This is a genomic window from Dorea sp. YH-dor226 (assembly GCF_039832105.1).
GTDB lineage: Bacteria > Bacillota > Clostridia > Lachnospirales > Lachnospiraceae > Dorea_A.
The window spans coordinates 103,736-126,394 of the sequence record NZ_JBDOHS010000009.1; the positions used below are offsets into that span (position 1 = coordinate 103,736).

The following is a 22,659-nucleotide window of genomic DNA, read 5'->3' on the forward strand; positions in this document are numbered from 1 at the left end:
TCTTATATGAAAGCATTCATGAAAGAGGTAGAATATGAAGAAAATAGCGATATTAGGTTCGACGGGTTCGATAGGGACTCAGACGCTTGAGGTGGCCCGGGAGAATGGAGATATCGAAGTGCTCGGACTTGCAGCCGGAAGTAATATCCGACTTCTGGAAGAGCAGATCCGGGAATTTCATCCGAGGCTTGTGGCTGTGTGGTCTGAGGATAAAGCACAGGAGCTGAGAGTAAAGATTGCAGATACGGATACAAAGGTTGTGTCCGGTATGGAGGGGCTTCTGGATGTATCAACCATGTCCGGAACGGAAATACTGGTAACAGCAGTGGTCGGAATGATCGGAATCCGTCCGACGATTGAAGCGATCAATGCAGGAAAAGATATTGCGCTTGCCAACAAAGAGACGCTGGTAACAGCCGGACATCTGATCATGCCTCTGGCGAAGGAAAAAGGAGTATCCATTCTGCCGGTGGACAGTGAACACAGTGCAATATTTCAGTCCCTGCAGGGAAATGAACAGAAAGCTATTCACAAGATTCTTCTTACTGCTTCCGGCGGACCGTTCCGTGGAAGAAAGGCAGAGGAGCTGTTGGAGATCAAAGTGGAAGATGCGCTGAAGCATCCGAACTGGTCCATGGGTCAGAAGATTACGATTGATTCTTCCACGATGATCAATAAAGGATTGGAAGTAATCGAGGCAAAATGGCTGTTTGGTGTAGACGTGGATCAGGTACAGGTTGTAGTGCAGCCACAGAGTATCATTCATTCGATGGTTGAATATGTGGATGGAGCTATTATGGCAGAGCTTGGGACTCCGGACATGAAGCTTCCGATTCAGTATGCGCTGTATTATCCGGAGAGAAGATATCTTCCGGGAGAACGTGTTGACTTCTGGAGTCTTGGAAAGCTGGAGTTTGAGAAACCGGATATGGAGACTTTCTATGGATTGAAGCTTGCATATGAGGCTGGCAGAACAGGAGGAAGCCTTCCGACTGTTTTCAATGCGGCAAATGAACTGGCAGTCAGCCAGTTCCTGAAACGGGAAATCAAATATCTGGAAATCATGGAAATCATAGAAGACTGTATGAAGGCTCATAAAAATATAGATAACCCGACTCTGGAACAGATTCTGGAGACCGAGGCGGCAACCTATGAGAGAATCAACAGCAGGAGGTAAGGAATAATTTGGGTATTATATTGGCAATATTAATCTTCAGTTTCATTGTGTTCTTTCATGAACTGGGACATTTTCTGCTTGCAAAAAAGAATGGAATCGATGTAGATGAATTTGCAATTGGCATGGGACCTGCAATCTATTCCAGAGAATACAAAGGAACGAAGTATTCTGTCAGGATTCTTCCGATCGGTGGATTCTGTGCAATGGGAGAGGATGAGGAAGCAACAGATTCTCCGAACAATTTTAACAATAAGTCTGTGTGGGCAAGAATCTCAGTGATCGCTGCAGGCCCTGTTTTTAATTTCATTCTGGCGCTGGTTTTTTCCGTGATACTTACTGCGATGATCGGATATGACAAACCTGTGGTCAGTGAAGTGGAGAGTGGCTATCCGGTTGCGGAGGCAGGAATGCAGGCCGGTGACAGGATTGTCCGGATGGGCAGCAAAAAGATCAATCTCTTCCGGGAGGTGAACTTCTATAATCAGTTCCATCAGGGAGAGGATGTGGAAGTCACGTTTATCCGTGACGGAGAGAAGATGACGGTAACATTGACACCAAAGATGGACGAAGAACGGGGATATACCAGAATTGGTGTTACAAGTTCCGGTTACTTCAAAGCCAATCCGGTTACGGCAGTTCAATACGGCGCTTATCAGGTGAAGTTCTGGATATGTACGACGCTGGACAGCCTGAAAATGCTGATCACGGGGCAGATTGGTGCGGACCAGTTGTCCGGGCCTGTCGGAATCGTAAATGTGGTGGATGATACCTATCAGGAGAGCAAGTCTTACGGAACCTTTGTGGTACTGGCAGAGCTTTTGAATATTGCGATTCTGTTGTCCGCGAATCTGGGTGTCATGAACCTGCTGCCGCTTCCGGCTCTTGATGGAGGAAGGCTGGTATTTCTGGCAGTAGAAGCTGTGAGAAGAAAGAGAATACCACCGGAAAAAGAAGGGTATGTACATCTGGTCGGAATTGTGCTGCTGATGGTGCTGATGGTGTTTGTAATGTATAACGATATACGCCGAATATTTATGTAACAGAAGATGTGATATCCGATGGCCGGGATGGTTCCGGTTATCGGATATATCTTTTTTATGGTTATGAAAGGAAGAGAGAATGAAACAAGATAAGAAATCAATTATATATCTTCATGTGGCGGTAATGCTGTTTGGACTGTCAGGAGTAATCGGACAGTTTGTGGAAGTGCCGTCAGTGTTTGTTGCACTGGGGAGAGTCGTGTGTTCTTCGATACTTCTACTGTGTATGATTCTGATAAAAAAGGAAAAACTCCGATTGGACCAGCGGAAAGATTATCTGTTGATCATGGTGATCGGGGCAGTGCTTGCGATACACTGGACTACTTTTTTTCAGTCCATTCAGGTGTCTTCTGTGGCAATCGGAACAATCACGTTCTCTACATATCCGTTGTTTCTGACATTTCTTGAGCCGATCGTTTATCATGAGAAGATACGTAAAGAGAGTGTAATGGGAGCGGTTCTTCTTCTGGTCGGAGTGTTCATTACAATTCCGGAGTTTTCTCTTGAAAACCGAATGACGATGGGAATCATCTGGGGAATGATCTGCAGTGTCACTTATGCGATCCTGACATTGGCAAATCGTTACTTTGCGGTAAAATACGATGGGAAGCTGATCTGTTTCTATGAACAGGGAACGGCAGCGCTTGTACTTCTTCCGGTCGTATTTTTTGTCAGAATCCGCATGCGGATTCAGGACGCGGCAGGAATACTGTTTATCGGCTGTATCTGTACCGCATTTGCATATACACTGTTTGTATCGGCTCAGAAGAAAGTTAAGGCGCAGACGGCCGGATTGATCTCCGGTCTGGAAACAGTATACGGAATTGTGTATGCATTTTTGTTTCTGAGAGAGATCCCGACGATACGGGAGATCATCGGAGGAATGGTCATACTGGGAGTTGCCATGTATACAACTCTGGCCCGGAAGGAAGATACTCAGAATTGACGAAAACAGACAGGCAGTATATATTGGATATAAGAACATGATGTAAAAAGGGGAACGTTATGGAATCAGTACAGGAACAGGTAAGAAAAGATTATGGAAAGATTGCTCTGGGAGGGAATCAGGAAACCATTTTAAATGAAGTCGTTTCATCGGAAGAGATGTCAGCCAGTATCGGATATACGGCAGAAGAACTGGCGATGGCTCCGGAAGGTGCGAATATGGGACTTGGATGTGGCAATCCGCATCGGAAAGCGCATATTCAGACCGGAGAAGTGGTTCTGGATCTGGGGAGCGGTGCCGGTCTGGACTGTTTTATTGCCGGAAAAGCAGTTGGAAGAAGAGGACGGGTGATCGGCGTGGATATGACGCCGGAGATGTTGTCAAAATCCCGGAAAATAGCGAAGGAAAACCGGATCCGTAATGTAGAGTTTCGACTGGGAGAGATCGAGAATCTTCCTGTTGCAGATCATACAGCGGATGTATGCATATCCAACTGTGTCATCAATCTTTCAGATAACAAGCCGCGCGTATACCGGGAGATTTATCGTGCGCTCAAACCGGGAGGAAGAATCTCCATCTGTGATATTGTAATCATGAAAGAGCTTACGGAGGAGATGAAGGAAAGTGAAGAGATGCATTCCTGCTGAGTGTCCGGCGCTTCTTCGGTGGAAGAACTGGAAAATATTGTAAAAATGGCCGGATTTCAGGATGTGGAGATCACGACAAAGCATGTATCACAAGAATACGAGGAACGATGGGGACGGGAACTTTCTATTGGTGAATATATTATGTCTTCATCTGTTACGGCAAGGAAGACGCAGCAGGAAAAAAATGATTGACTTTACCAGGAGGTATCCGTTATGCAATACGAAGATGAGCAGGATTATATCATGCGTATGATCAAAGAATCAGTCCGTGTACTTGCCAGTCTGATATTGGGAAAGAAATATGTTCAGGTGACCCTTCCACCGGAAAATAAATATCAGGTATCCGGTTCGAAAGAACCGGAATGGAAGGAACTGACAGACAATGGGCATATCAATGAAGCGGAAAATAGTTTGCTTGAAAAGATCGACTATCAGAATCAGGCGGATGTGGAGGAAGCGTTGCTCTTTTATGAGTATGTCAGCAGGAAAGGGAATGATTTTCTGAAGCAATGTAATTATTCGGAAGAAGAGGTTCTGGAGGGATTAAAGAATCTTGCGAGGCGAAGTGGATATGCAGGAATTCTGGAGATGATAGAATGAGAGAAGGACAAAAGGATATGGATTTCGAAGCATTACTGAATGTAGTTCTGGATATCGGAAAAGAGATGGTAAAAAGCGGGGCAGAAACGAACCGTGCGGAAGACAGTATCTATCGAATGATGGAGAGTTACGGCACAGAACAGTGCAATGCTTTTGTGATCCAGAGTAATATACAGGCGACAATAAAACCGCCGGGAAAGCCTTATATTACACAGATTCGGAGGATACATAAGGTTGGGTTCAATTATGACCGTCTGGACTATCTGAACAATCTGTCCAGATATATCTGTCAGAATCAACCGTCAGTAAAAGAGATCAGAGAGAAATACAACGAAGTTATGAACCGAAAGCCTCAGCCGGTATATCTCGCATATCTTGCGGCGATTCTGGGAGGCGTTGGATTCGGTGTATATTTCGGATGTGATGTGGTGGATACTCTGGTCGGTATTGTAATCTGTGCTCTTGTAGAAGTATATTTTGGAAATATACTTGGGAAAAAGGAAGACAACCTTGCGGTATATAATATTATCGTCGCCTTTCTGTCGGCGGCTGCAGTTTTTCTGGTGGCCAGGTTCGGACTGGGGCATCATCCGGACAGAATCGTTCTGGGATTGAATATGGTACTGATCAGTGGTCTTGGCGTTACAAACGGGATTCGGGATGTGCTGGACCGGGCTTATCTTTCAGGAATACTGAACATTGCTCATGCGTGTCTTGGAGCAGTCGCGATTGCCTGTGGGACCGGGCTTGCAATGCTGTTGTTTGAAGGGGATATGTATGAAATGTATATTGCACCAAGCATTGCGGTACAGCTGATATCCTGTGGTGTGGCAAGTATGGGATTTGCACTGGTTTTTAAGGCGGCACTGTGGCAGTCTTTCTGGGCGGGAATCGGCGGCCTGATTAACTGTGGGTGCTATCTTCTGGTTCAGCATTATTATGAAAATGATATGGCAGCTGTACTTGCAGGAGCAACATTTGTGGCAGCTTATTCCTACATAATGTCCCGGGTTCACAAAGCACCGGCAACTATATTTCTTACCACGTCGATCATGCCCGTGATTCCGGGAGCAACCCTGTTCTACCTGATGCATGGGATCGTTCAGGCGGACTATGTGATGGCGAAGCAGCAGACGATTGCGCTCGGGCAGACGTGTGCGGCGATTGCATTTGGATTTCTGATTGTGGAGATCGCCACACGGTATGTGCGTGCAAAAAAAGTATAGAAGAAAATTGAAAAATCACTTGACCCTGACGTTGCGTCATACCTCATAATGTACTCACACGGGAGGAAGCAGGAGGAGAGGGAAAATGAGAACAGTACATGAAGTCAGTAAACTCACAGGTGTAAGTGTGCGCACACTTCATTATTATGATGCAATAGATCTGTTAAAACCGGCAAAGGTGACAGAAGCAGGCTATCGGCTGTATGACGATACAGCGCTTGGTCGTTTACAGAGTATATTACTGTTTCGGGAGCTTAGGTTCCCTCTGAAGGAGATCAGGGAGATACTGGACAGTCCAAATTTTAATCCGGCAGAAGCATTGGAACAGCAGATCACACTTCTGGAGCTGCAGAAGAAGCACATCGAAAAACTGATCGCATTTGCCCGTGAAATCCAGGAGAAAGGAGTCTATAAAATGGAGTTTGACGCTTTTGATAAAAGTGAATGGAACCAGTATGCCGAGGAAGTTAAGGAAAGATGGGGACAGACCAGAGCCTACGAAGAATGTGAGGAGAAAATGAAAGAAAAAACAGAGAATGAGGTCAGAGACACAGCAGATCAGATGATGGAGATCTTTGCGGAAATCGGAAAATTGCAGCATCTTTCACCTGAGGATAACCGTGTACAGGAAAAGATCGAAACATTACAGTCATTTATTTCAGAACATTATTATACCTGCACCAAGGAAATATTAAGCGGCCTGGGACAGATGTATGTCGGTGATGAGCGTATGAAGCGTAATATTGATAAAGCCGGCGGCGACGGAACCGCTGAATTTGCCGCTCAGGCAATCGAGATATTTGTACATTAGTAAACAGGAGGCAACCAGTAATTGCCTCCTGTTTACTTTGAAGGATTAAATGGAAGCATCTTTTCTTCTTCATCCAGCTGCTGCAGCCGTTCTTTTACCGCGTCCTCCAGAGCCAATCCTCTTTTATTCAAATCTTTGATATCTGTGATCGATATGCCGAGAAGGCGAAGAACCTTGATTCGTTCCAGTTGCCGCAGATCTTCTTCGGAATATTCCCGATAATTATTTTCATCGTTTCGATGAGGAGTCATAAGACCTTCTCTTTCATAATAACGGATGTTTGTTTTTTTGATGCCGGTTCGGGTTTCCAGTTCTTTTATCTTCATTGGAATTCACCTCTTTCATTGATGTTATGGACATTATATGGGGTGGAGTAACTGGAAGGTCAAGAGATTTTTCAAAAAAATAGCGTAAATTTTCTAAAATAGAAAACATGCGTAGATTTTTAGAGATAAGTCACAAAAATTTAGGTCGAAATCTATGCCAAACAGGAGTATAATATAAGCAATAGAAACATGAGATGAATATTTGCTCCATGCAAGGGAATCTCTAGGTGAAATAAAGGAGAGAAGCATTATGGAAATTAAAAAAATTACTGACAAAGAATTTGCACAATATGGACGTGTTCTCGATGCACATTATGATTTTAATGCAATCATCGAGACCATGGGCAATTATGAGATCCCGGAGGATGTAGTATATGTACCGTCTGTTCCGGAACTGGAGACCGGAAGAACTTCGATTGATATTAAGATGCGCTTCTTTGGGGAGATGCCGACACAGATCGGATATTGTATTGGAAAGAATACAAAACTGAATGCTCTGGAATATCACAGATCTTCTGAGATTGATATTGCAATTACAGATTTGATTCTTCTTCTTGGAAAACAGCAGGATATTGAGGATTTGTTTACATATGATACAAGCAAGGTAGAGGCATTTTTTGTCCCGGCCGGCGTTGGCGTAGAACTTTATGCGACCACTTTACATTATGCACCTTGTAATGCAGATGACAACGGTTTCAAATGTGTAGTAGCTCTGCCGAAAGATACGAATACAGACCTGATGACATGCCACAGTAGATCTTTTGACGACAAGTTGCTTTTTGCAAAGAACAAATGGCTGATCGCACATGAAGAAGCAAAGATCGAGGGTGCAGTCAATGGATTGGTAGGAGAGAACATCGATCTGGCAAAATAATGTGAGATATATGTTCTGTTTTTGTTCAAAATGACCTTTGAAAAATATTTTAAAAATATGATATAATCCATATACAACGAGTAGCATTCCCGCGTAAATCCAGTTGGGAATGCTGCTCTTTTTATTATGTGAAACGGAGGTTTTCGAATGAAACGTGTAAAAGCGGCATGTATATGTCAGACATTGCATTTTATGTTGAAAGAAGATGTGGGTCATGATTATGCTGTGGATCTTGTAAAGCATGAGGTAGAACAGTACAAAAAGGACTGGAGCGACATCATACACAGTATAAGATCATCGAAGAGACGGAACAGTCAGATGGATCTATTATGATAAAGATAATCAAACAGTATAATGCAAGTCCGGTTGGAAATTATCTGGACTAATAAGAAAGCGTGTAGCCTCTGGCGTAAATCCGGCAAAAGAGGATGCACGCTTTTTTTAGTGATAAAAAATGAAAAGAAGGTGAAACCAATGGAAACAAAATCAAATCAATTTTTAGGGGAGACAGAAATTGGCATATTAATGAGAAAATATGCGGTTCCCTGTATCATTTCGTTACTGGTAGGTGCATTGTATAATATCGTGGATCAGATCTTCATTGCCAATGCCAGTTATCTGGGTTCATATGGAAATGCGGCCAATACAGTGGTATTTCCACTGACGGTTGTTGCACTGGCCATTGCAGTTATGATTGGAGACGGATGCTGTGCATTTGTCAGTATCTCTCTGGGAAAAAAGGAAACAAAGACTGCAAAACAGAGTGTTGGAAATGCAGTTGTCATGCTGCTTGTCAGCAGTATTGTTCTGACTGTAATATATCTGATCTTTTCTGATCAGATTATCGCAATGTTTGGCGGAACCGTTAATGAAGAAACGTATCTGCATTCAAAAGAATATTTCTTCTATATTTCTCTTGGAATTATTACAATCAGTCGTGAGTTCGGAAGCGGAGGACGAACGATAGGAAAAAAAGTGGCAGAAAAACTGGAGATTCCTTGCTATGACAGCGAGTTAATTCATAAAATTGCTGTAGAAAGCGGATTTGCAGAAAAGTATATTGAGGATGCCGGTAAGTATGCACCGGGTGGATTCCTTTCTCCTGCATTTTCCAACCGGGCATTTGGTCCTACCAATGAAGATTATCTGTGGCAGATTCAATATAAGATCATAACAGAACTGGCAGAAAAGGGCCCCTGTGTAATCGTAGGAAGATGTGCGGATTATATTCTGCGTGATAAGGCCGATTGTCTGAAAGTGTTTATTCATGCAAGTATGGATTTTCGTGCAAAACGAATTGTTGAGATATATGGAGAGCAGGAGAAAACTCCGATGCAGCGTCTAAAGGAAAAGGACAAACGCCGCGCGGCTTATCATCGTTTTTACACGGATATGAAGTGGGGACACGCACAGAACTATCATATAACTCTGGACAGTGGAGAACTTGGAATTGATAAATGCGTGGAGATTCTTCAGAGTCTGTATTAAGAATCATGGATATGATCCAGAAGCCGGGAAGAAATCAGCAAAAAGGATTTCTTCCCGGCTTTATCAAAGTAATCAATATACTCATACTAACTCGGCAATTCTGGATACTCCAACGTAGATTTCGGATATCTTAAACCAGGTACGATAATCAACTTCTCCGGTCTGTGGCAGTCCAAAGACAGATTGAAATACCCGGACAGCTTCGGCGGTTGCAGGACCGTAGACGCCATCCATCGTAACCTTTGGAATTGCAGGGTAAGCACCGGCGATGACATTGAGCTGTTCCTGCATCTGGCGGACTTTCTGACCGGAAGAGCCGATCTCAAGGGTATAACCCGGCCAGGAGGAAGGGATGCCGGAGATGGCTTCTGCTGTGTTGATGTACATATCATCCCCATAATAATAGCGAAGGATCTCAATCGGGGAATATCCCTGTTCTCCAAGAGACAGACTGCCCCATTGGGTCATCCAGTTCGGACACTGTACCTGTCTTCCGTCACAGTACTGGGTCAGAATTGGCTGGCGCACATTGGGACGGGACAGATAATCTGCAAATAATTCATCCACGATCAGTGAGATCGTGTCATAGATGTTGCGCTCCGGAATCCACTTGTGATCGAATGCAGTAGAGGATGTGATCGTAAAGTCGTAGCCTTTGTTTCGGTACCACTCCGTATACACACGGTTCAGAGTAAAAGACATGATCGCCAGAACATTTGCCCGAATAGTATCAGCAGGCCATGTGGCGTAAATCTCGCTGGAAGCAACATTTTTAATATAGTCCTTGTATTTCACATAATAATTGCGGGCAGTCGTATCACGGGGGCTTCCGTCGTGAACGACGATGTATTCCGGGACAACGACACGGCTTAATACGATCTCGCCGGTTTCTGTAGTTGGTTTGATCTCTTCTTCGGGTATTTTTGCCGGATAAGTTCCATATAATGTATGTGCAGGAATCACAAAGACGCTTTCTGAAGGTTCAGGAGTGTCCATTGGTCTGAGAGAAATATTCTGAATTGCTGTAATGGTTGGAAGAATCTCTGTTCCTGCAATACTGACCGGTTCATATCCGGGGGCAGAGACATTTAGCGTATATTCGGCATAAGGCTGTTCTTCACTGCGGGAATCCAGACTGTAGTCGAGGGGAGGAGCATCCAGTTCAATGGTCTCGGTCTGCCCGGAGGAATCTGTCTTAAGCTGTTCGATCGGACTGTCAGGGACTCCGGTATAAGAGATAGAGATGGAGGCGCCGGACACGGGGTAGGCAGTGATGTCAGATGTTATATTGATCTGCAGCCGCCCCTTGTCGGGAGTATCCTGCGCGGTGGCGTTGAAAGCGTTCATATATTACCTCATGAAAAATCTGTCACTTATATAATATGAAGGGGAAATGAATTGGTTACATTAGCTGAAGTGTGCTCCCTGTCATTTATAAAACTTGTATAATTGTATGAAAAAAGGTATAATAATTCATCATAATACATATGGGGGAAGCTATGAATAAGAAGAAAAAACGAGGCTGTCTGATGCGTTTCCTGTCGGGTATTCTGACTGTGTTATGTCTGATTCTCGCCGTTCTTTGTATCAGAACAGCGGGAAGTGAAGGCATTTCCTGGATTCGGGAGCAGTTGTTCGGGAGTGAGATTGTATATCAGGAGGTTCGGGTCGGCCAGGAAGAACTGGAAGGAAAGTATTACTATCAGCAGATTGCGGAGGAAGAACGACAGGCGTATCAGGAGATTCTGCAGGGAGTAAGAGATCATATCGATGCGATCTGTATTCATGCTTCGAAAGCAGACCGGGCCAATGCGCTGTTCCAATATGTGATGAAAGATTTTCCGGAGATCTTCTGGTGTGATGGTACAACGACGGCTACAGCATATGACGGAAATGAAATGTATACAATACTGGAACCGGGATATCTGTACGATGAACAGAAAAAGTCTGAGATGGAACAGGAGATTCAGATGGCAGCGGATCAGTGCCTGTCAGGAGTGCCTGAGGGAGCAGATGATTATCAGAAGATTCTGTATGTATACGAGTATATTGTTAATCTGGTGGATTACGATATGAATGCTTCTGACAACCAGAATATCTACAGTGTATTTGTCAATCATCGTTCTGTATGTGCGGGATATTCGAAAGCAACACAGTATCTTCTGGAGCGTATGGGAGTATTTTGTACTTATGTAACCGGAACTACAAAAGAAGGTCAGACGCATGCGTGGAATCTCGTTCTCTGCAATGGGGATTATTATTATGTGGATACAACCTGGGGGGATCCGGTATTCCAGGAGTCGGAAGGGGAAGATACTGCTGCCTGGCAGGGCAACGTAAGTTATGATTATATGTGTTGTGATGATACACAGATCTCCGGCACACATATCCCGGATACTGATGCAGCACTTCCGGCATGTACAAAGATGGATTATAATTATTATGTGGTAAATGGACTGTACTATACGGAATATAATCGTGATGCGGTGCTGGAGAAAATGAATGAGACCATCCGTGCAGGCGCAAATCCTACGGTAATCAAGTTTGCAGATCATGATCTCTATGCATCTGCGCATGACGATATTTTCCAGAATCTGATCAAAAGTGCGGCGCAGAATCTTGCGTCATATTATGGACTGAGTGAGGTCAGATATCAGTATATGGATGATCCGGATTTAAATAAAATTATGATAATCTGGCAATATCAATAAGTAGACGAATACAGAGAGATTATGTAAAGGCACTATGCATAAAAATAAATAAAAATGAAAAATCCACGTTGAAAAACATCATATTTTGTAGTATAATTTTTACAATTTGTGAAGACAAAGATTGTCGATGACTCATTATATTAACAAGGCAGTTGTGTGTACTTGCACAAACTGTCTTTTTCTCTGTAAAAAAGAATGTTTTATTATGGGATGCATGAAAATGTCACACAAAAGTAAAAGAACAGGAAGGGAAAAGGTGAATATATGAAAGCATTTCTTATATTGGAAGACGGAACCGTCTTTACCGGAACCAGTATCGGTTCGACAAAAGACATGATTAGCGAGATAGTGTTTAATACTTCAATGACAGGTTATCTTGAGGTGTTAACCGACCCTTCTTATGCGGGACAGGCCGTAGTTATGACCTATCCATTGATTGGAAATTATGGCATTACACCGGATATGGAGTCAAAAAAAGCATGGCCGGATGGTTACATTGTAAGAGAACTGTCCAGAATGCCAAGTAACTTCCGATGCGAGGGTACGATTCAGGACTTCCTTGAGAAGCAGGATATTCCGGGAATCGCAGGAATTGACACACGTGCACTTACGAAGATCCTTCGTGAAAAGGGTACGATGAATGGAATGATCACAACAAATGAGAATTATGATCTGAATGAGATTATTCCAAAGTTAAAAGCTTATGTAGTAGGAGATGTAGTTTCCAAGGTTACATGTGATGAAAAATATGTCTTAAAAGGCGATGGACCGAAGGTGGCTCTTATGGACTTCGGAGCAAAGAATAACATTGCCCGATCTTTAAATAAACGCGGATGTGAGGTGACGGTCTATCCGGCAGACACAAAAGCGGAAGAAATCATAGCATCTGATCCGGACGGAATCATGTTGTCAAACGGACCCGGAGATCCGGCAACATGCGTATCTATTATCGAAGAAATCAGGAAGTTATACAATACAGACATACCGATTTTTGCAATCTGTCTCGGACATCAGCTGATGGCTCTTGCCAATGGCGGAAAGACATACAAGCTGAAGTATGGACACCGTGGAGGCAATCATCCGGTAAAGGATCTCAGTAATAACCGGGTATACATCTCTTCACAGAACCATGGATATGCAGTAGATGCGTCTTCTCTGGATCCTTCTGTAGCGACCGAAGCGTTTATCAATGTCAATGATAAGACGAATGAGGGACTGGCATATGCAGGAAAGAACATATTTACGGTTCAGTTCCATCCGGAAGCATGTCCCGGACCGCAGGATTCCGGTTACCTGTTTGACAGATTTATGGATATGATGAAAGGAGCAGAATAATGCCAAGAAATAAAGATATCAAAAAAGTATTAGTGATTGGCTCCGGTCCTATTATCATCGGGCAGGCAGCAGAATTTGACTATGCAGGTACACAGGCCTGCCGTTCGCTGAAGGAAGAAGGACTGGAGGTAGTGCTTCTGAATTCAAATCCGGCTACGATCATGACGGATAAGGATATTGCGGACAGAGTATATATTGAACCACTGACTGTGGAAGTTGTGGAACAGCTGATCCTGAAGGAACAGCCGGACAGTGTGCTTCCGACACTGGGCGGGCAGGCCGGACTGAACCTTGCGATGGAGCTTGAAGAAGCAGGCTTTCTGAAGGAACATGGCGTGCGCCTGATCGGTACTACGTCCGAAACGATCAAAAAAGCAGAAGACCGACTGGAATTTAAGGCAACGATGGAAAAGATCGGAGAGCCATGTGCGGCATCTCTGGTTGTAGAGGATGTAGAGACTGGCGTGAAATTTGCAGAAGAGATCGGATATCCGGTCGTTCTTCGTCCGGCTTATACGCTGGGCGGAAGCGGCGGTGGTATCGCGCATGACAGAGTACAGCTGGTGGAGATCCTGGAAAACGGACTTCGTCTTTCCCGTGTGGGACAGGTTCTGGTAGAACGTTGTATCGCAGGATGGAAAGAGATTGAGTATGAGGTGATGCGTGACAGTGCCGGCAACTGTATCACCGTATGTAATATGGAGAATATTGATCCTGTCGGTGTGCATACCGGTGACAGTATCGTTGTGGCTCCTTCTCAGACACTGGGCGACAAGGAGTATCAGATGCTGCGTACCTCTGCGCTGAATATCATCAGTGAACTGAATATTACCGGAGGATGTAATGTACAGTATGCACTTCATCCGGAGACGTTTGAATACTGTGTTATTGAGGTAAATCCGCGTGTCAGCCGTTCTTCTGCGCTGGCATCCAAAGCGACCGGTTATCCGATTGCCAAGGTTGCTGCAAAGATTGCGCTTGGATATACACTGGATGAGATCCAGAATGCCGTTACAAAGAAGACATATGCAAGTTTTGAGCCTATGCTTGATTACTGCGTAGTCAAGATTCCAAGACTTCCGTTTGATAAATTTATCAGTGCAAAGCGTACACTGACGACACAGATGAAAGCAACCGGAGAGGTTATGAGCATCTGTGATAACTTTGAGGGAGCACTGATGAAAGCAATCCGTTCTCTGGAGCAGCATGTGGACAGTTTAATGTCCTATGATTTCTCTTACCTGAAAGGCGATGATCTGCTGGAAGAACTGAAGGTTGTAGATGATCGACGGATCTGGAAGATTGCAGAAGCAATCCGTCAGGGTATCAGCTATGAGGATATTCACGCGATTACGAAGATTGATCAATGGTTTATCGACAAGATTGCGATTCTCGTGGAGATGGAGCAGACATTAAAGACACGTTCATTAAATGCGGAAATATTAAAAGAAGCAAAACGTATGGAATTCCCGGACAATGTCATCGCAGCACTGACCGGCAATACAGAGCGTCAGATTCATGATATGCGTCATGAATACGGGATTACTGCTTCCTATAAGATGGTAGATACCTGTGCGGCAGAATTTGCGGCAGAGACTCCTTATTATTACTCAGTATTCGGAAGTGAAAATGAAGTAGAAGAGACCTCAGGAAAGAAAAAAGTACTGGTACTTGGCTCCGGACCGATCCGTATCGGACAGGGAATCGAGTTTGACTTCTGTTCCGTACATTGTACCTGGGCATTTGCAAAGGAAGGTTATGAGACGATTATTGTGAATAACAATCCTGAGACGGTAAGTACGGACTTTGATATTGCGGATAAGCTGTATTTTGAGCCGTTGACTCCGGAGGATGTGGAAAGCATCGTTGATCTGGAAAAACCGGACGGCGCTGTGGTGCAGTTTGGTGGACAGACTGCAATCAAACTGACCGAATCTCTGATGAAGATGGGAGTTCCGATCCTTGGAACTTCTGCAGAAAATGTGGATGCTGCAGAAGACCGTGAACTGTTTGATGCGATCCTTGAAAAATGTGGTATCCCGAGACCGACAGGCGGTACGGTATTTACAGCAGAAGAGGCCAAGGAAGTAGCTAACAGACTGGGATATCCGGTACTGGTAAGACCGTCTTACGTACTCGGCGGTCAGGGCATGCAGATCGCAATCAATGATCATGATATCGATGAGTTCATAGGAATTATCAACCGGATTGCACAGGATCATCCGATTCTGGTTGATAAGTACCTGCAGGGTAAGGAGATTGAGGTTGACGCGGTATGTGACGGAGAAGATATCCTGATTCCGGGTATTATGGAGCATATTGAGCGTGCCGGAATCCACTCCGGTGACAGTATATCTGTATATCCTGCCCAGAGTATTTCAGAAAAGACCAAGAAAACGATTGAAGATTATACCAGAAAGCTGGCACAGTCTCTGCATGTCATCGGACTGATTAATATTCAGTTCATCGTATGTGGAGAGGATGTATATGTGATCGAGGTAAATCCGCGTTCCAGCCGTACGGTTCCGTATATCAGTAAAGTGACGGGCATCCCGATCGTTCCGCTGGCAACAAAGGTAATTATTGGACATAAGATCAGGGAACTTGGTTATACACCGGGATTACAGCCGGAAGCAGATTATTTTGCAATCAAGATGCCGGTATTCTCATTTGAGAAGATCCGTGGTGCTGATATCAGCCTCGGACCGGAGATGAAGTCAACCGGTGAGTGCCTGGGAATTGCAAAGACCTTTGATGAGGCATTGTATAAGGCATTTATCGGTGCCGGAATCAAGCTTCCTAAGTTTAAAAATATGATCATGACAGTCCGTGATGCTGACAAAGAAGAAGCGGTTGAGATCGGTCGCAGATTCGAGAAGATCGGATACAAGATCTTTGCGACTGCGGGAACTGCAGAGGCATTAAAAGCAGGTGGAGTGAAGGTGATGAAGATCAATAAGATTGAACAGGAATCTCCAAACCTGATGGATCTGATTCTTGGACACAAGATCGATCTGGTAATTGATACGCCGCCGCAGGGAGCAGACCATTCCAGAGACGGATTTATCATCCGGAGAAATGCGATCGAGACGGGTGTGAATGTACTGACGGCAATCGATACTGCTCAGGCGCTCATCACCAGTCTGGAGAATACAGATATTCAAAAACTGACGCTTGTAGATATAGCAACAATATAGAACGAACCTGTGTGGGAAAGTGGAGCTGTGAGAATTGAGGAAACTTGATTTTCACAGCTTTTTTTGTGCATCCGGGGAATTCCGGGACTGTATCTGAGAAAAAGCAATAAAAAAGTTGACAACTTCAAAATAGTATGATATGATACCAACCGTTGTACATGTAACAATTTTGTAATAATTGTAATAAAGTTGAAAAAAGTGAATATACTTTATTAAAACAATGTTAATTCATTGCAACAAACAGGAGGGTATAAATAATATGATAAGACGTAGGAGACTGAGTAAGATGTTCATGCTGTATTCAGCATGTGCAGTCATGGCAGCGGGATTTACCAGCCACGCAGCCTCTATGCAGCCGGAAGTGAAAGTTGTAGAGACTCAGGAGGGAGTAGAGTCTGCACAGCAGGTCACTGTGATGCAGTCCGTATCAGAAGAAATTGTGAAGGTGACAGCGGAATCTGTGGAAGCTCAGCAGCAGAAGATTGCAGAAGATATAGCCAGAAAAGAACAGGAAGCAAAAGAACAGGCAGAGCGGGAAGCATATATCCGTGCCAACCAGGAGCTTCTTGCATCGATTATTTACTGCGAAGCAGGCAATCAGCCATATGAAGGACAGGTTGCCGTCGGGGCAGTTGTTATGAACCGGGTAAACAGTGGAGCGTATCCCAATACGATCGAAGGTGTGATCTACCAGTCAGGACAGTTTGGTCCGGCCGCTACAGGGTGGCTGAATCAGGTGAGAAATTCCGGCTGTTACACAGCAAGCTGCATGCAGGCTGCTGTAGATGCACTGAACGGTGTGAACCCGATCGGCGGATGTCTGTATTTTGATCAGGGAGGCTGTGGCACGAAGATCGGTGCACATTATTTCCATTAAAAGAACGATATCTCGGCATACATGACAGAATGCAGAGATGAAGTGTTTCGATTTGACAAACAATATAGAAATGTATAGTATGAAAGAGCAGAGACCTGTTATGGTTTACTGCTGAATCTGACCAACGTGCCGTTATTTCTGAATTGTACGATCGTTACAGTGGCGGTATTTGCAGTCTTCTATGCAATTGTCTACAGTCTGACCGCCAGAGAATATTATAAGATAGTAAATTAACGACAGTTGACAAGTCCGGTGGTTTGGTTGTATTGTTTTCTTAGATGAAACTTCCTGACATACAATAGAAATGTAGAGTGTGGAGGATGGATTTGAATACAAGGAGGAGATATGATATGACAAAGGCCGGAGAAAGAGAATTAGTAAAGATAGAACACGTAAACGGAGGGGCAGGATTTATTACAAGAGAGCCGCTGGTTTCTTCTGAGGATGTGGGTGAAGCATGTAAGATGTATGCGAAGATCTCAGTCCTTCCAAATTGCGAGATTGGATATCATGAGCATCACGGAGAGACAGAGTCTTATTATATCCTGTCCGGACATGGAATGTATGACGATAACGGAAAAGCATATCCGGCTGAGCCGGGTGATCTGTTCCTGTGTAAAGATGGAGACGGACACGGACTCAAGAATACCGGAACGGAAGAACTTACATTTATGGCACTGATACTGAAGAAGTAAAGCGTTACGTATAAAGAAAAGGGACTGCGGAAATATAGATGCATATTCCTGTGATCATACAATTCCCATAAGAAAAGCTGAGGTAAGCGAGTGAGCGTCGAAGCGTTCTTATGGGAATTGTATGCATTACATGGGAGTACATTGCTATATTTCCGCAGTCCCTTTCTCAATGTCTTATATTTTGCGAAATACTTCCAGCAGGCGATCATTATCTTCCGGCATCATAATGCAGAACCTTACGTATTCGCCCTCCAGACTTTCGAAGGAAGAGCAGTCCCGGATCATCATATGTTCACGAATTGCTGCTTCGAATACGTCAAAGGAAGTAACTCCTTCTTTCAGAATCCGTATCAGGATAAAATTGGCATAGGGCTTGTAGATTTTCAGTGTGCCTTGAGATTCCAGTTTTTTCAGTTCTGCACAGAGTCTGGTTCGTTCTGAATCAATCAGCTGATAGGTGGTGTGAATATATTCCTGGTCTTTTAACATGCGTTCACCGGCAAATGCGCCGACACTGTTCAGACTCCACGGATTCTGATGGGTCAGAAGTGCCCGGAGAAAAGCTTCGTTGCTTGTAATTCCGTAACCAAAGCGCAGACCCGGCGCGGCGAAGAACTTGGAAACGCCGCGAATGACCATGAAGTTGTCATATTGAGGAACCAGAGGAATGGAACTGATCTGTGTACCTTCAGGAGCAAATTCGACATACGTCTCATCAATCATGACGAAGATGTCCAGTTCTCTGCAGCGTCGGATCACCTGTTCCATATCATTCCGGCTGATAGCGGAAGAAGTAGGATTGTTCGGGTTGCAGATGATTACAAGATTGAAATCTTCTGTCAGAGTATCCAGAAAATCCGGAATATTCAGGCAAAAGTCATTGGATTCTTTCAGGTGATAATATTCCATTGTGCCGCCGACCAGAGAAAGTTCTCTGGCATACTCAGAGTAGGTAGGTCCAAGTACCAGAGCTTTTTTGGGTGCACGCTGACTGATCAGCAGAGAGATCAGTTCCGTGGATCCGTTTCCGACCACAATGTGGCGAGGATCAGCATTGCAGTAGGCGCCGATGGTTTTTTTCAGACTGGTATAATTACGGTCCGGATAGCTGCTGATGATATCCAGATTGTCGGCAAGATCCTTTTTTACGGATGCAGATAAGCCAAGCGGATTTACATTGGCTCCGAAACGGACGATGTCCTCTTGATCAATGCTGTAATATTCTGCAATCTTTTCCAGATCGCTTCCATGAAATTCGGGTTTCTTTTCCATATTTATTCATCCTATCATTGTATTAATTTAAATATTTGTATATCCGGCATTGCCTTTACTTATAAAACAATGCTATAATTTATTATAGTATGTTTTAAGAAAAATGCAACGAAAGAAGCAGGTGTAGAACTTGAAAAATAAAATCCAGAAATTTTCTAAAGGCGACTTTCAGTTAATACGACCTGATGTCATATTTGATGAAACAAATCTGGTTCTCATTATAGGAGAAGGGGAAGTATACAGGGGAAGTTTTACAATGAAGGCGGACAATGGCGGAACAATACGAGGACTCGTATATCCGTCTTCTTTTCGTGTTCATTTTAAGGATCAGGGATTCGAGGGGAATCCGGCAAAGGTGGAATTCACATACGACGGGAGGGGACTCCGCCCGGGACATGTAGAGGAAGGAAAGTTTACGGTAGTATGCTCCGGTGGAGAATACGAGCTTGCGTTTACAGCGATTATTGAAAAGCCGTATGTCATGACTACTTACGGAAAGGTACAGAGTACAGATGATTTCAGAAAGCTTGCGATCAAAGATTTTTCTGAGGCAGGACGTCTGTTTCGCTCCAGAGAATTTTATGAGATATTAAAATATGAAAATGAGCGAACCTTTTATCTGTATGATAATATGCGCAAATGGTCTCTCGGGGAGCAGGCAATGGAAGAATTCCTGGTAGGAATCAAACAGAAAGAGTGCATCTTTCTTACACTTCCGGGAGAAGGAATGTTATTTGAAGATCTGAACGAGCCGACAAAAGGGACGCTGACACTTATGAAGAATACATGGGGATATATGCCTGTCCGGATTGAAACAGAAGGCGATTTCCTGAAAGTGTCCCGTTCTGAGATCAGTACGGAGGACTTTGTCGGCAATGTATACGAGATGGAATATGTAGTCCGTTCGGAAAAGCTTCATGGCGGGCGTAATTATGGTGCGCTTAAGTTTGTTACGCCGTATGAGACACTGATCTACGAGATTGAGATACTGCAGAATCAGGAATATGACGAGAATCACCGGGTCTCTGAGCTTTTGATCGCGCAGATCATCAAGGAGTATGTGGGATGTGTGGCCGGAAGGATCGAACGGGACAACTGGGTTGACGGTGCGATTGAGAAGATGGTTGCACTTCGGAAAAAGTTTCCGCTGAATGAATTGTATCAGCTGATGCTTGCGCATATTTATCTGATCGGCAATAAGGTGGAAGAAGCAAAATGGATTCTGGAAAATTACAATTATAACCGCTTTGCGATCGGGAAAGACCCTCTGACCAATTGCTATTATCTGTATCTGACTGCGAAAGTCCGGGGAAAAGGCAATCATATTGACCGTGTCCTGGATGAGATCGGGAAGACTTATACACGCCATCAGGATTCCTGGCCGCTTCTTGCTATGATCATGGATCTGGAGCCCCGCTATAAGAATCCTTATAAACGGCTGGAGGTTCTGGAGCAGCAGTTCCAATATGGAGTACATCATGTCCTGTTTTATCTGCAGGCGTATCTGTGCTATCAGGAAAAGCCGTCCCTGTTGAAAAAACTTGGCGTGTTTGAAATTCAGGTGCTGAATTTTGCGGCAAAATACCGTCTTATGACCAAAGAACTGGCGCTGTACGTTGCGAATTTTGCCAGTCAGCAGAAGAACTACAGTGATGCAATGTTCCGGATTCTGGAGCGGATATATAAGATGTATGAGGAACCGATGATACTCAATACGATCTGCACATTGCTGATCAAGGGAAATAAAACCCAGAAGCGGTATTTTGTCTGGTATCAGCGGGCGGTTGACAGTGAATTGAAGATTGCGCAGCTGTATGAATACTATATGATGACGATCGATGAGAATGTTTCTCACGGACCACTTCCAAAAAGTATTCTCCTGTATTTTATGCATGGGAACTCTCTGGATTATAAGAAAGCGGCGTTTTTGTATGCCAGTCTGGTGACCTACGAGGAGCAGGCGGGAGATCTCTATCTGAATTATCGGGAGCAGATGGTTGCATTTACGTGGGATCAGCTTAAGAAGCGCCATATCACAGAGTCGCTTCGTATCCTGTATAAGCGATTCTGTACAGATGACGAGATGACGGCGGACCGGATGGAGGCAATGAGAGATATCTGTTATTCCTATGGAATATCGACCAAAGTACCGAATATGAAGTGCGTTCTGGTCATTGAAAAGGATGGAAATATCCGTCAGAGGGTTCCTTATGACGAGGAAAATGGTGCTGTGATCTATCTGTATGACAAAGAATCGAGAATCGTATGGGAATCCGTAGAAGGAAGACATTATACAGATTCTATTCCATATGAGACCAGACGTCTGTTCTATGAGCCGAGATTCCTGGATATGTGCCGGAAATATGCGGCGTCTACCGGTTTCTGGAATCAGGAAAAAGTAAAAGAAGAGCCGGACTTTGAGAATGTCATGGTGAAAGGAATTGACGCATTTGATGAAAAAGAAGTATTTATCATGTGCAGCAAGCGGATCCGGGAAGATAATTATGAAGAAGACGAGGTTCTGAACTATCTGTGCTTTGAATTGTTTCAAAGACAGCAGTATGACAGGGTTACACTGACGTATCTTGCAAACTATTATTGTGGTGCTACAAAGGATATGAAGAAGATCTGGAAGGTTCTTCAGGAGTATGGAATCCCGTCATATAAGCTTGGGGAGCGGATCATTACACAGATGGTATTTTCGGAAACTCTGTTTGATGAAGAGGATATTTTTGAAGATTATTATCTGTCAGACAATGCGTATTTCCGACTGAAACAGGCATATCTTGCATACGTTTCACGAGAATATATGGTGGAAGGCAGAGAAATTAAGCATTGTGTTTTTGAGATGATCGCAAATGAGTGTGATCAGAGAGAAGAACTTCCGGATATCTGTAAAGCAGCTCTTTTGAAGCATTATTCTGAACGGAAACATTCAGAGGAAATGGAAGTTGTATTACATCAGGTACTGCGTGAAATGTGTGAGAAACAGATGGTATTTCCATTTTATCTGAAGTACAGGGAAGAGTGGCTCAGGGAACTGCAGCTGTACAATAAGGCAATGCTGTCTTATCAGTGCCATCCGGGAGGAAAAGTGAAGCTGTATTACAAGATGAAACAGGGTGACAGGGAAGAATTGGGATATCGTGCAGAAGCAATGATGCCGATGTATGCCAATATCTATGTAAAACAGTTCATCTTGTTTGATGATGAGTCGGTAAGCTATTATTTTGAAGAAAATATAGACGGAGATGTCATTAAGACAGAAAAACAGATACTCGTCAATGACAGCAGTCGGAACCGGTCCGGAAAATATGGACGGCTGAATGAGATGTCGCAGATGGGACCGGCAGCAAAAAGAAAGGCAATGATGGATTATCAGGAAGAAGAGCTGATGGCAGATCAGCTGTTTGTATTATACTAGGGGAAAGGAGGAT

Annotated in this window: 19 protein-coding genes; 16 read left to right on the forward strand and 3 right to left on the reverse strand. The window is 44.0% G+C overall.

All coding sequences use genetic code 11. The features are described from left to right. Positions 1-34: 34 nt before the first annotated feature. The 7 genes from ABE547_RS09490 to ABE547_RS09520 all read left to right on the forward strand — a co-directional run bounded on the left by ABE547_RS09490 (position 35) and on the right by ABE547_RS09520 (position 6,447). The gene (locus tag ABE547_RS09490) at positions 35-1,177 is read left to right on the forward strand and encodes a 1-deoxy-D-xylulose-5-phosphate reductoisomerase (protein ID WP_347378541.1); all 1,143 of its coding nucleotides are present in this window, start codon (positions 35-37) and stop codon (positions 1,175-1,177) included. Positions 1,178-1,185: 8 nt separating this feature from the next. Continuing rightward, positions 1,186-2,217, forward strand: a complete 1,032-nt coding sequence (rseP, locus tag ABE547_RS09495) for an RIP metalloprotease RseP (RefSeq protein ID WP_347378542.1) — start codon at positions 1,186-1,188, stop codon at positions 2,215-2,217. Positions 2,218-2,296: 79 nt separating this feature from the next. Then, on the forward strand, positions 2,297-3,163 hold the full coding sequence (locus ABE547_RS09500; protein ID WP_347378543.1) for a DMT family transporter: 867 nt from the start codon (positions 2,297-2,299) through the stop codon (positions 3,161-3,163). 59 nt (positions 3,164-3,222) lie between these two features. After that, positions 3,223-4,002, forward strand: coding sequence for an arsenite methyltransferase (arsM, locus tag ABE547_RS09505; RefSeq protein WP_347378544.1), 780 nt, complete (start codon positions 3,223-3,225; stop codon positions 4,000-4,002). Between the two features lie 21 nt (positions 4,003-4,023). Further along, entirely contained in the window at positions 4,024-4,410 is a 387-nt protein-coding gene (locus ABE547_RS09510; RefSeq protein WP_347378545.1) for a DUF6483 family protein, read from the forward strand. After that, complete coding sequence (locus ABE547_RS09515) at positions 4,407-5,636, forward strand: threonine/serine exporter family protein (protein ID WP_347378546.1); 1,230 nt, start codon at positions 4,407-4,409, stop codon at positions 5,634-5,636. Before ABE547_RS09510 ends, ABE547_RS09515 begins: the two co-directional genes overlap by 4 nt. Before the next feature lie 85 nt (positions 5,637-5,721). Continuing rightward, on the forward strand, positions 5,722-6,447 hold the full coding sequence (locus tag ABE547_RS09520; protein ID WP_347378547.1) for a MerR family transcriptional regulator: 726 nt from the start codon (positions 5,722-5,724) through the stop codon (positions 6,445-6,447). Positions 6,448-6,479: 32 nt separating this feature from the next. Here the strand turns inward: ABE547_RS09520 and ABE547_RS09525 are convergent, their stop codons facing one another. After that, on the reverse strand, positions 6,480-6,773 hold the full coding sequence (locus ABE547_RS09525) for a MerR family transcriptional regulator (RefSeq protein ID WP_347378548.1): 294 nt from the start codon (positions 6,771-6,773) through the stop codon (positions 6,480-6,482). Positions 6,774-7,023: 250 nt separating this feature from the next. On the opposite strand from ABE547_RS09525, the gene ABE547_RS09530 reads away from it, so the two are divergent. The 3 genes from ABE547_RS09530 (at position 7,024) to ABE547_RS09540 (ending at position 9,135) form a co-directional block, all read left to right on the forward strand. Then, entirely contained in the window at positions 7,024-7,647 is a 624-nt protein-coding gene (locus ABE547_RS09530) for a DUF4867 family protein (protein WP_347378549.1), read from the forward strand. A gap of 147 nt (positions 7,648-7,794) precedes the next feature. Next, on the forward strand, positions 7,795-7,980 hold the full coding sequence (locus ABE547_RS09535; protein ID WP_347378550.1) for a hypothetical protein: 186 nt from the start codon (positions 7,795-7,797) through the stop codon (positions 7,978-7,980). A 141-nt stretch (positions 7,981-8,121) separates the two neighbouring features. Further along, positions 8,122-9,135, forward strand: a complete 1,014-nt coding sequence (locus ABE547_RS09540) for a cytidylate kinase family protein (RefSeq protein ID WP_347378551.1) — start codon at positions 8,122-8,124, stop codon at positions 9,133-9,135. 81 nt (positions 9,136-9,216) lie between these two features. On the opposite strand, the gene ABE547_RS09545 is transcribed toward ABE547_RS09540, so the two are convergent. After that, positions 9,217-10,482 (reverse strand): peptidoglycan-binding protein, encoded by a 1,266-nt coding sequence (locus ABE547_RS09545; RefSeq protein WP_347378552.1) that lies wholly within the window; start codon positions 10,480-10,482, stop codon positions 9,217-9,219. A gap of 152 nt (positions 10,483-10,634) precedes the next feature. On the opposite strand from ABE547_RS09545, the gene ABE547_RS09550 reads away from it, so the two are divergent. The 5 genes from ABE547_RS09550 (at position 10,635) to ABE547_RS09570 (ending at position 17,950) form a co-directional block, all read left to right on the forward strand. After that, positions 10,635-11,846 carry a transglutaminase domain-containing protein gene (locus ABE547_RS09550; protein ID WP_347378553.1) on the forward strand — a complete coding sequence of 404 codons (1,212 nt, stop codon included), beginning with the start codon at positions 10,635-10,637 and terminating at the stop codon, positions 11,844-11,846. A gap of 264 nt (positions 11,847-12,110) precedes the next feature. After that, positions 12,111-13,181 carry a carbamoyl phosphate synthase small subunit gene (locus ABE547_RS09555; protein WP_347378554.1) on the forward strand — a complete coding sequence of 357 codons (1,071 nt, stop codon included), beginning with the start codon at positions 12,111-12,113 and terminating at the stop codon, positions 13,179-13,181. Beyond that, positions 13,181-16,378 carry a carbamoyl-phosphate synthase large subunit gene (carB, locus tag ABE547_RS09560; RefSeq protein ID WP_347378555.1) on the forward strand — a complete coding sequence of 1,066 codons (3,198 nt, stop codon included), beginning with the start codon at positions 13,181-13,183 and terminating at the stop codon, positions 16,376-16,378. Before ABE547_RS09555 ends, carB begins: the two co-directional genes overlap by 1 nt. A gap of 259 nt (positions 16,379-16,637) precedes the next feature. Next, positions 16,638-17,255 (forward strand): cell wall hydrolase, encoded by a 618-nt coding sequence (locus ABE547_RS09565; protein ID WP_347378556.1) that lies wholly within the window; start codon positions 16,638-16,640, stop codon positions 17,253-17,255. Between the two features lie 350 nt (positions 17,256-17,605). Beyond that, the gene (locus ABE547_RS09570; RefSeq protein WP_235249869.1) at positions 17,606-17,950 is read left to right on the forward strand and encodes a cupin domain-containing protein; all 345 of its coding nucleotides are present in this window, start codon (positions 17,606-17,608) and stop codon (positions 17,948-17,950) included. A 174-nt stretch (positions 17,951-18,124) separates the two neighbouring features. Here ABE547_RS09570 and ABE547_RS09575 read toward each other — a convergent pair whose 3' ends face one another. Further along, positions 18,125-19,222 (reverse strand): aminotransferase class I/II-fold pyridoxal phosphate-dependent enzyme, encoded by a 1,098-nt coding sequence (locus ABE547_RS09575; protein ID WP_347378557.1) that lies wholly within the window; start codon positions 19,220-19,222, stop codon positions 18,125-18,127. A gap of 130 nt (positions 19,223-19,352) precedes the next feature. On the opposite strand from ABE547_RS09575, the gene ABE547_RS09580 reads away from it, so the two are divergent. Then, positions 19,353-22,646, forward strand: coding sequence for a DUF5717 family protein (locus ABE547_RS09580; protein ID WP_347378558.1), 3,294 nt, complete (start codon positions 19,353-19,355; stop codon positions 22,644-22,646). Positions 22,647-22,659: the final 13 nt, after the last annotated feature.

What these genes read in the sequence shown, in the direction of transcription:
- ABE547_RS09490 (WP_347378541.1), top strand. Translation starts at nt 35, where the DNA reads ATGAAGAAAATAGCGATATTAGGTTCGACGGGTTCGATAGGGACTCAG.
- ABE547_RS09500 (WP_347378543.1), top strand. Translation starts at nt 2,297, where the DNA reads ATGAAACAAGATAAGAAATCAATTATATATCTTCATGTGGCGGTAATG.
- ABE547_RS09510 (WP_347378545.1), top strand. Translation starts at nt 4,024, where the DNA reads ATGCAATACGAAGATGAGCAGGATTATATCATGCGTATGATCAAAGAA.
- ABE547_RS09515 (WP_347378546.1), top strand. Translation starts at nt 4,407, where the DNA reads ATGAGAGAAGGACAAAAGGATATGGATTTCGAAGCATTACTGAATGTA.
- ABE547_RS09520 (WP_347378547.1), top strand. Translation starts at nt 5,722, where the DNA reads ATGAGAACAGTACATGAAGTCAGTAAACTCACAGGTGTAAGTGTGCGC.
- ABE547_RS09525 (WP_347378548.1), bottom strand. Translation starts at nt 6,773, where the DNA reads ATGAAGATAAAAGAACTGGAAACCCGAACCGGCATCAAAAAAACAAAC.
- ABE547_RS09530 (WP_347378549.1), top strand. Translation starts at nt 7,024, where the DNA reads ATGGAAATTAAAAAAATTACTGACAAAGAATTTGCACAATATGGACGT.
- ABE547_RS09535 (WP_347378550.1), top strand. Translation starts at nt 7,795, where the DNA reads ATGAAACGTGTAAAAGCGGCATGTATATGTCAGACATTGCATTTTATG.
- ABE547_RS09540 (WP_347378551.1), top strand. Translation starts at nt 8,122, where the DNA reads ATGGAAACAAAATCAAATCAATTTTTAGGGGAGACAGAAATTGGCATA.
- ABE547_RS09545 (WP_347378552.1), bottom strand. Translation starts at nt 10,482, where the DNA reads ATGAACGCTTTCAACGCCACCGCGCAGGATACTCCCGACAAGGGGCGG.
- ABE547_RS09550 (WP_347378553.1), top strand. Translation starts at nt 10,635, where the DNA reads ATGAATAAGAAGAAAAAACGAGGCTGTCTGATGCGTTTCCTGTCGGGT.
- ABE547_RS09555 (WP_347378554.1), top strand. Translation starts at nt 12,111, where the DNA reads ATGAAAGCATTTCTTATATTGGAAGACGGAACCGTCTTTACCGGAACC.
- carB (WP_347378555.1), top strand. Translation starts at nt 13,181, where the DNA reads ATGCCAAGAAATAAAGATATCAAAAAAGTATTAGTGATTGGCTCCGGT.
- ABE547_RS09565 (WP_347378556.1), top strand. Translation starts at nt 16,638, where the DNA reads ATGATAAGACGTAGGAGACTGAGTAAGATGTTCATGCTGTATTCAGCA.
- ABE547_RS09570 (WP_235249869.1), top strand. Translation starts at nt 17,606, where the DNA reads ATGACAAAGGCCGGAGAAAGAGAATTAGTAAAGATAGAACACGTAAAC.
- ABE547_RS09575 (WP_347378557.1), bottom strand. Translation starts at nt 19,222, where the DNA reads ATGGAAAAGAAACCCGAATTTCATGGAAGCGATCTGGAAAAGATTGCA.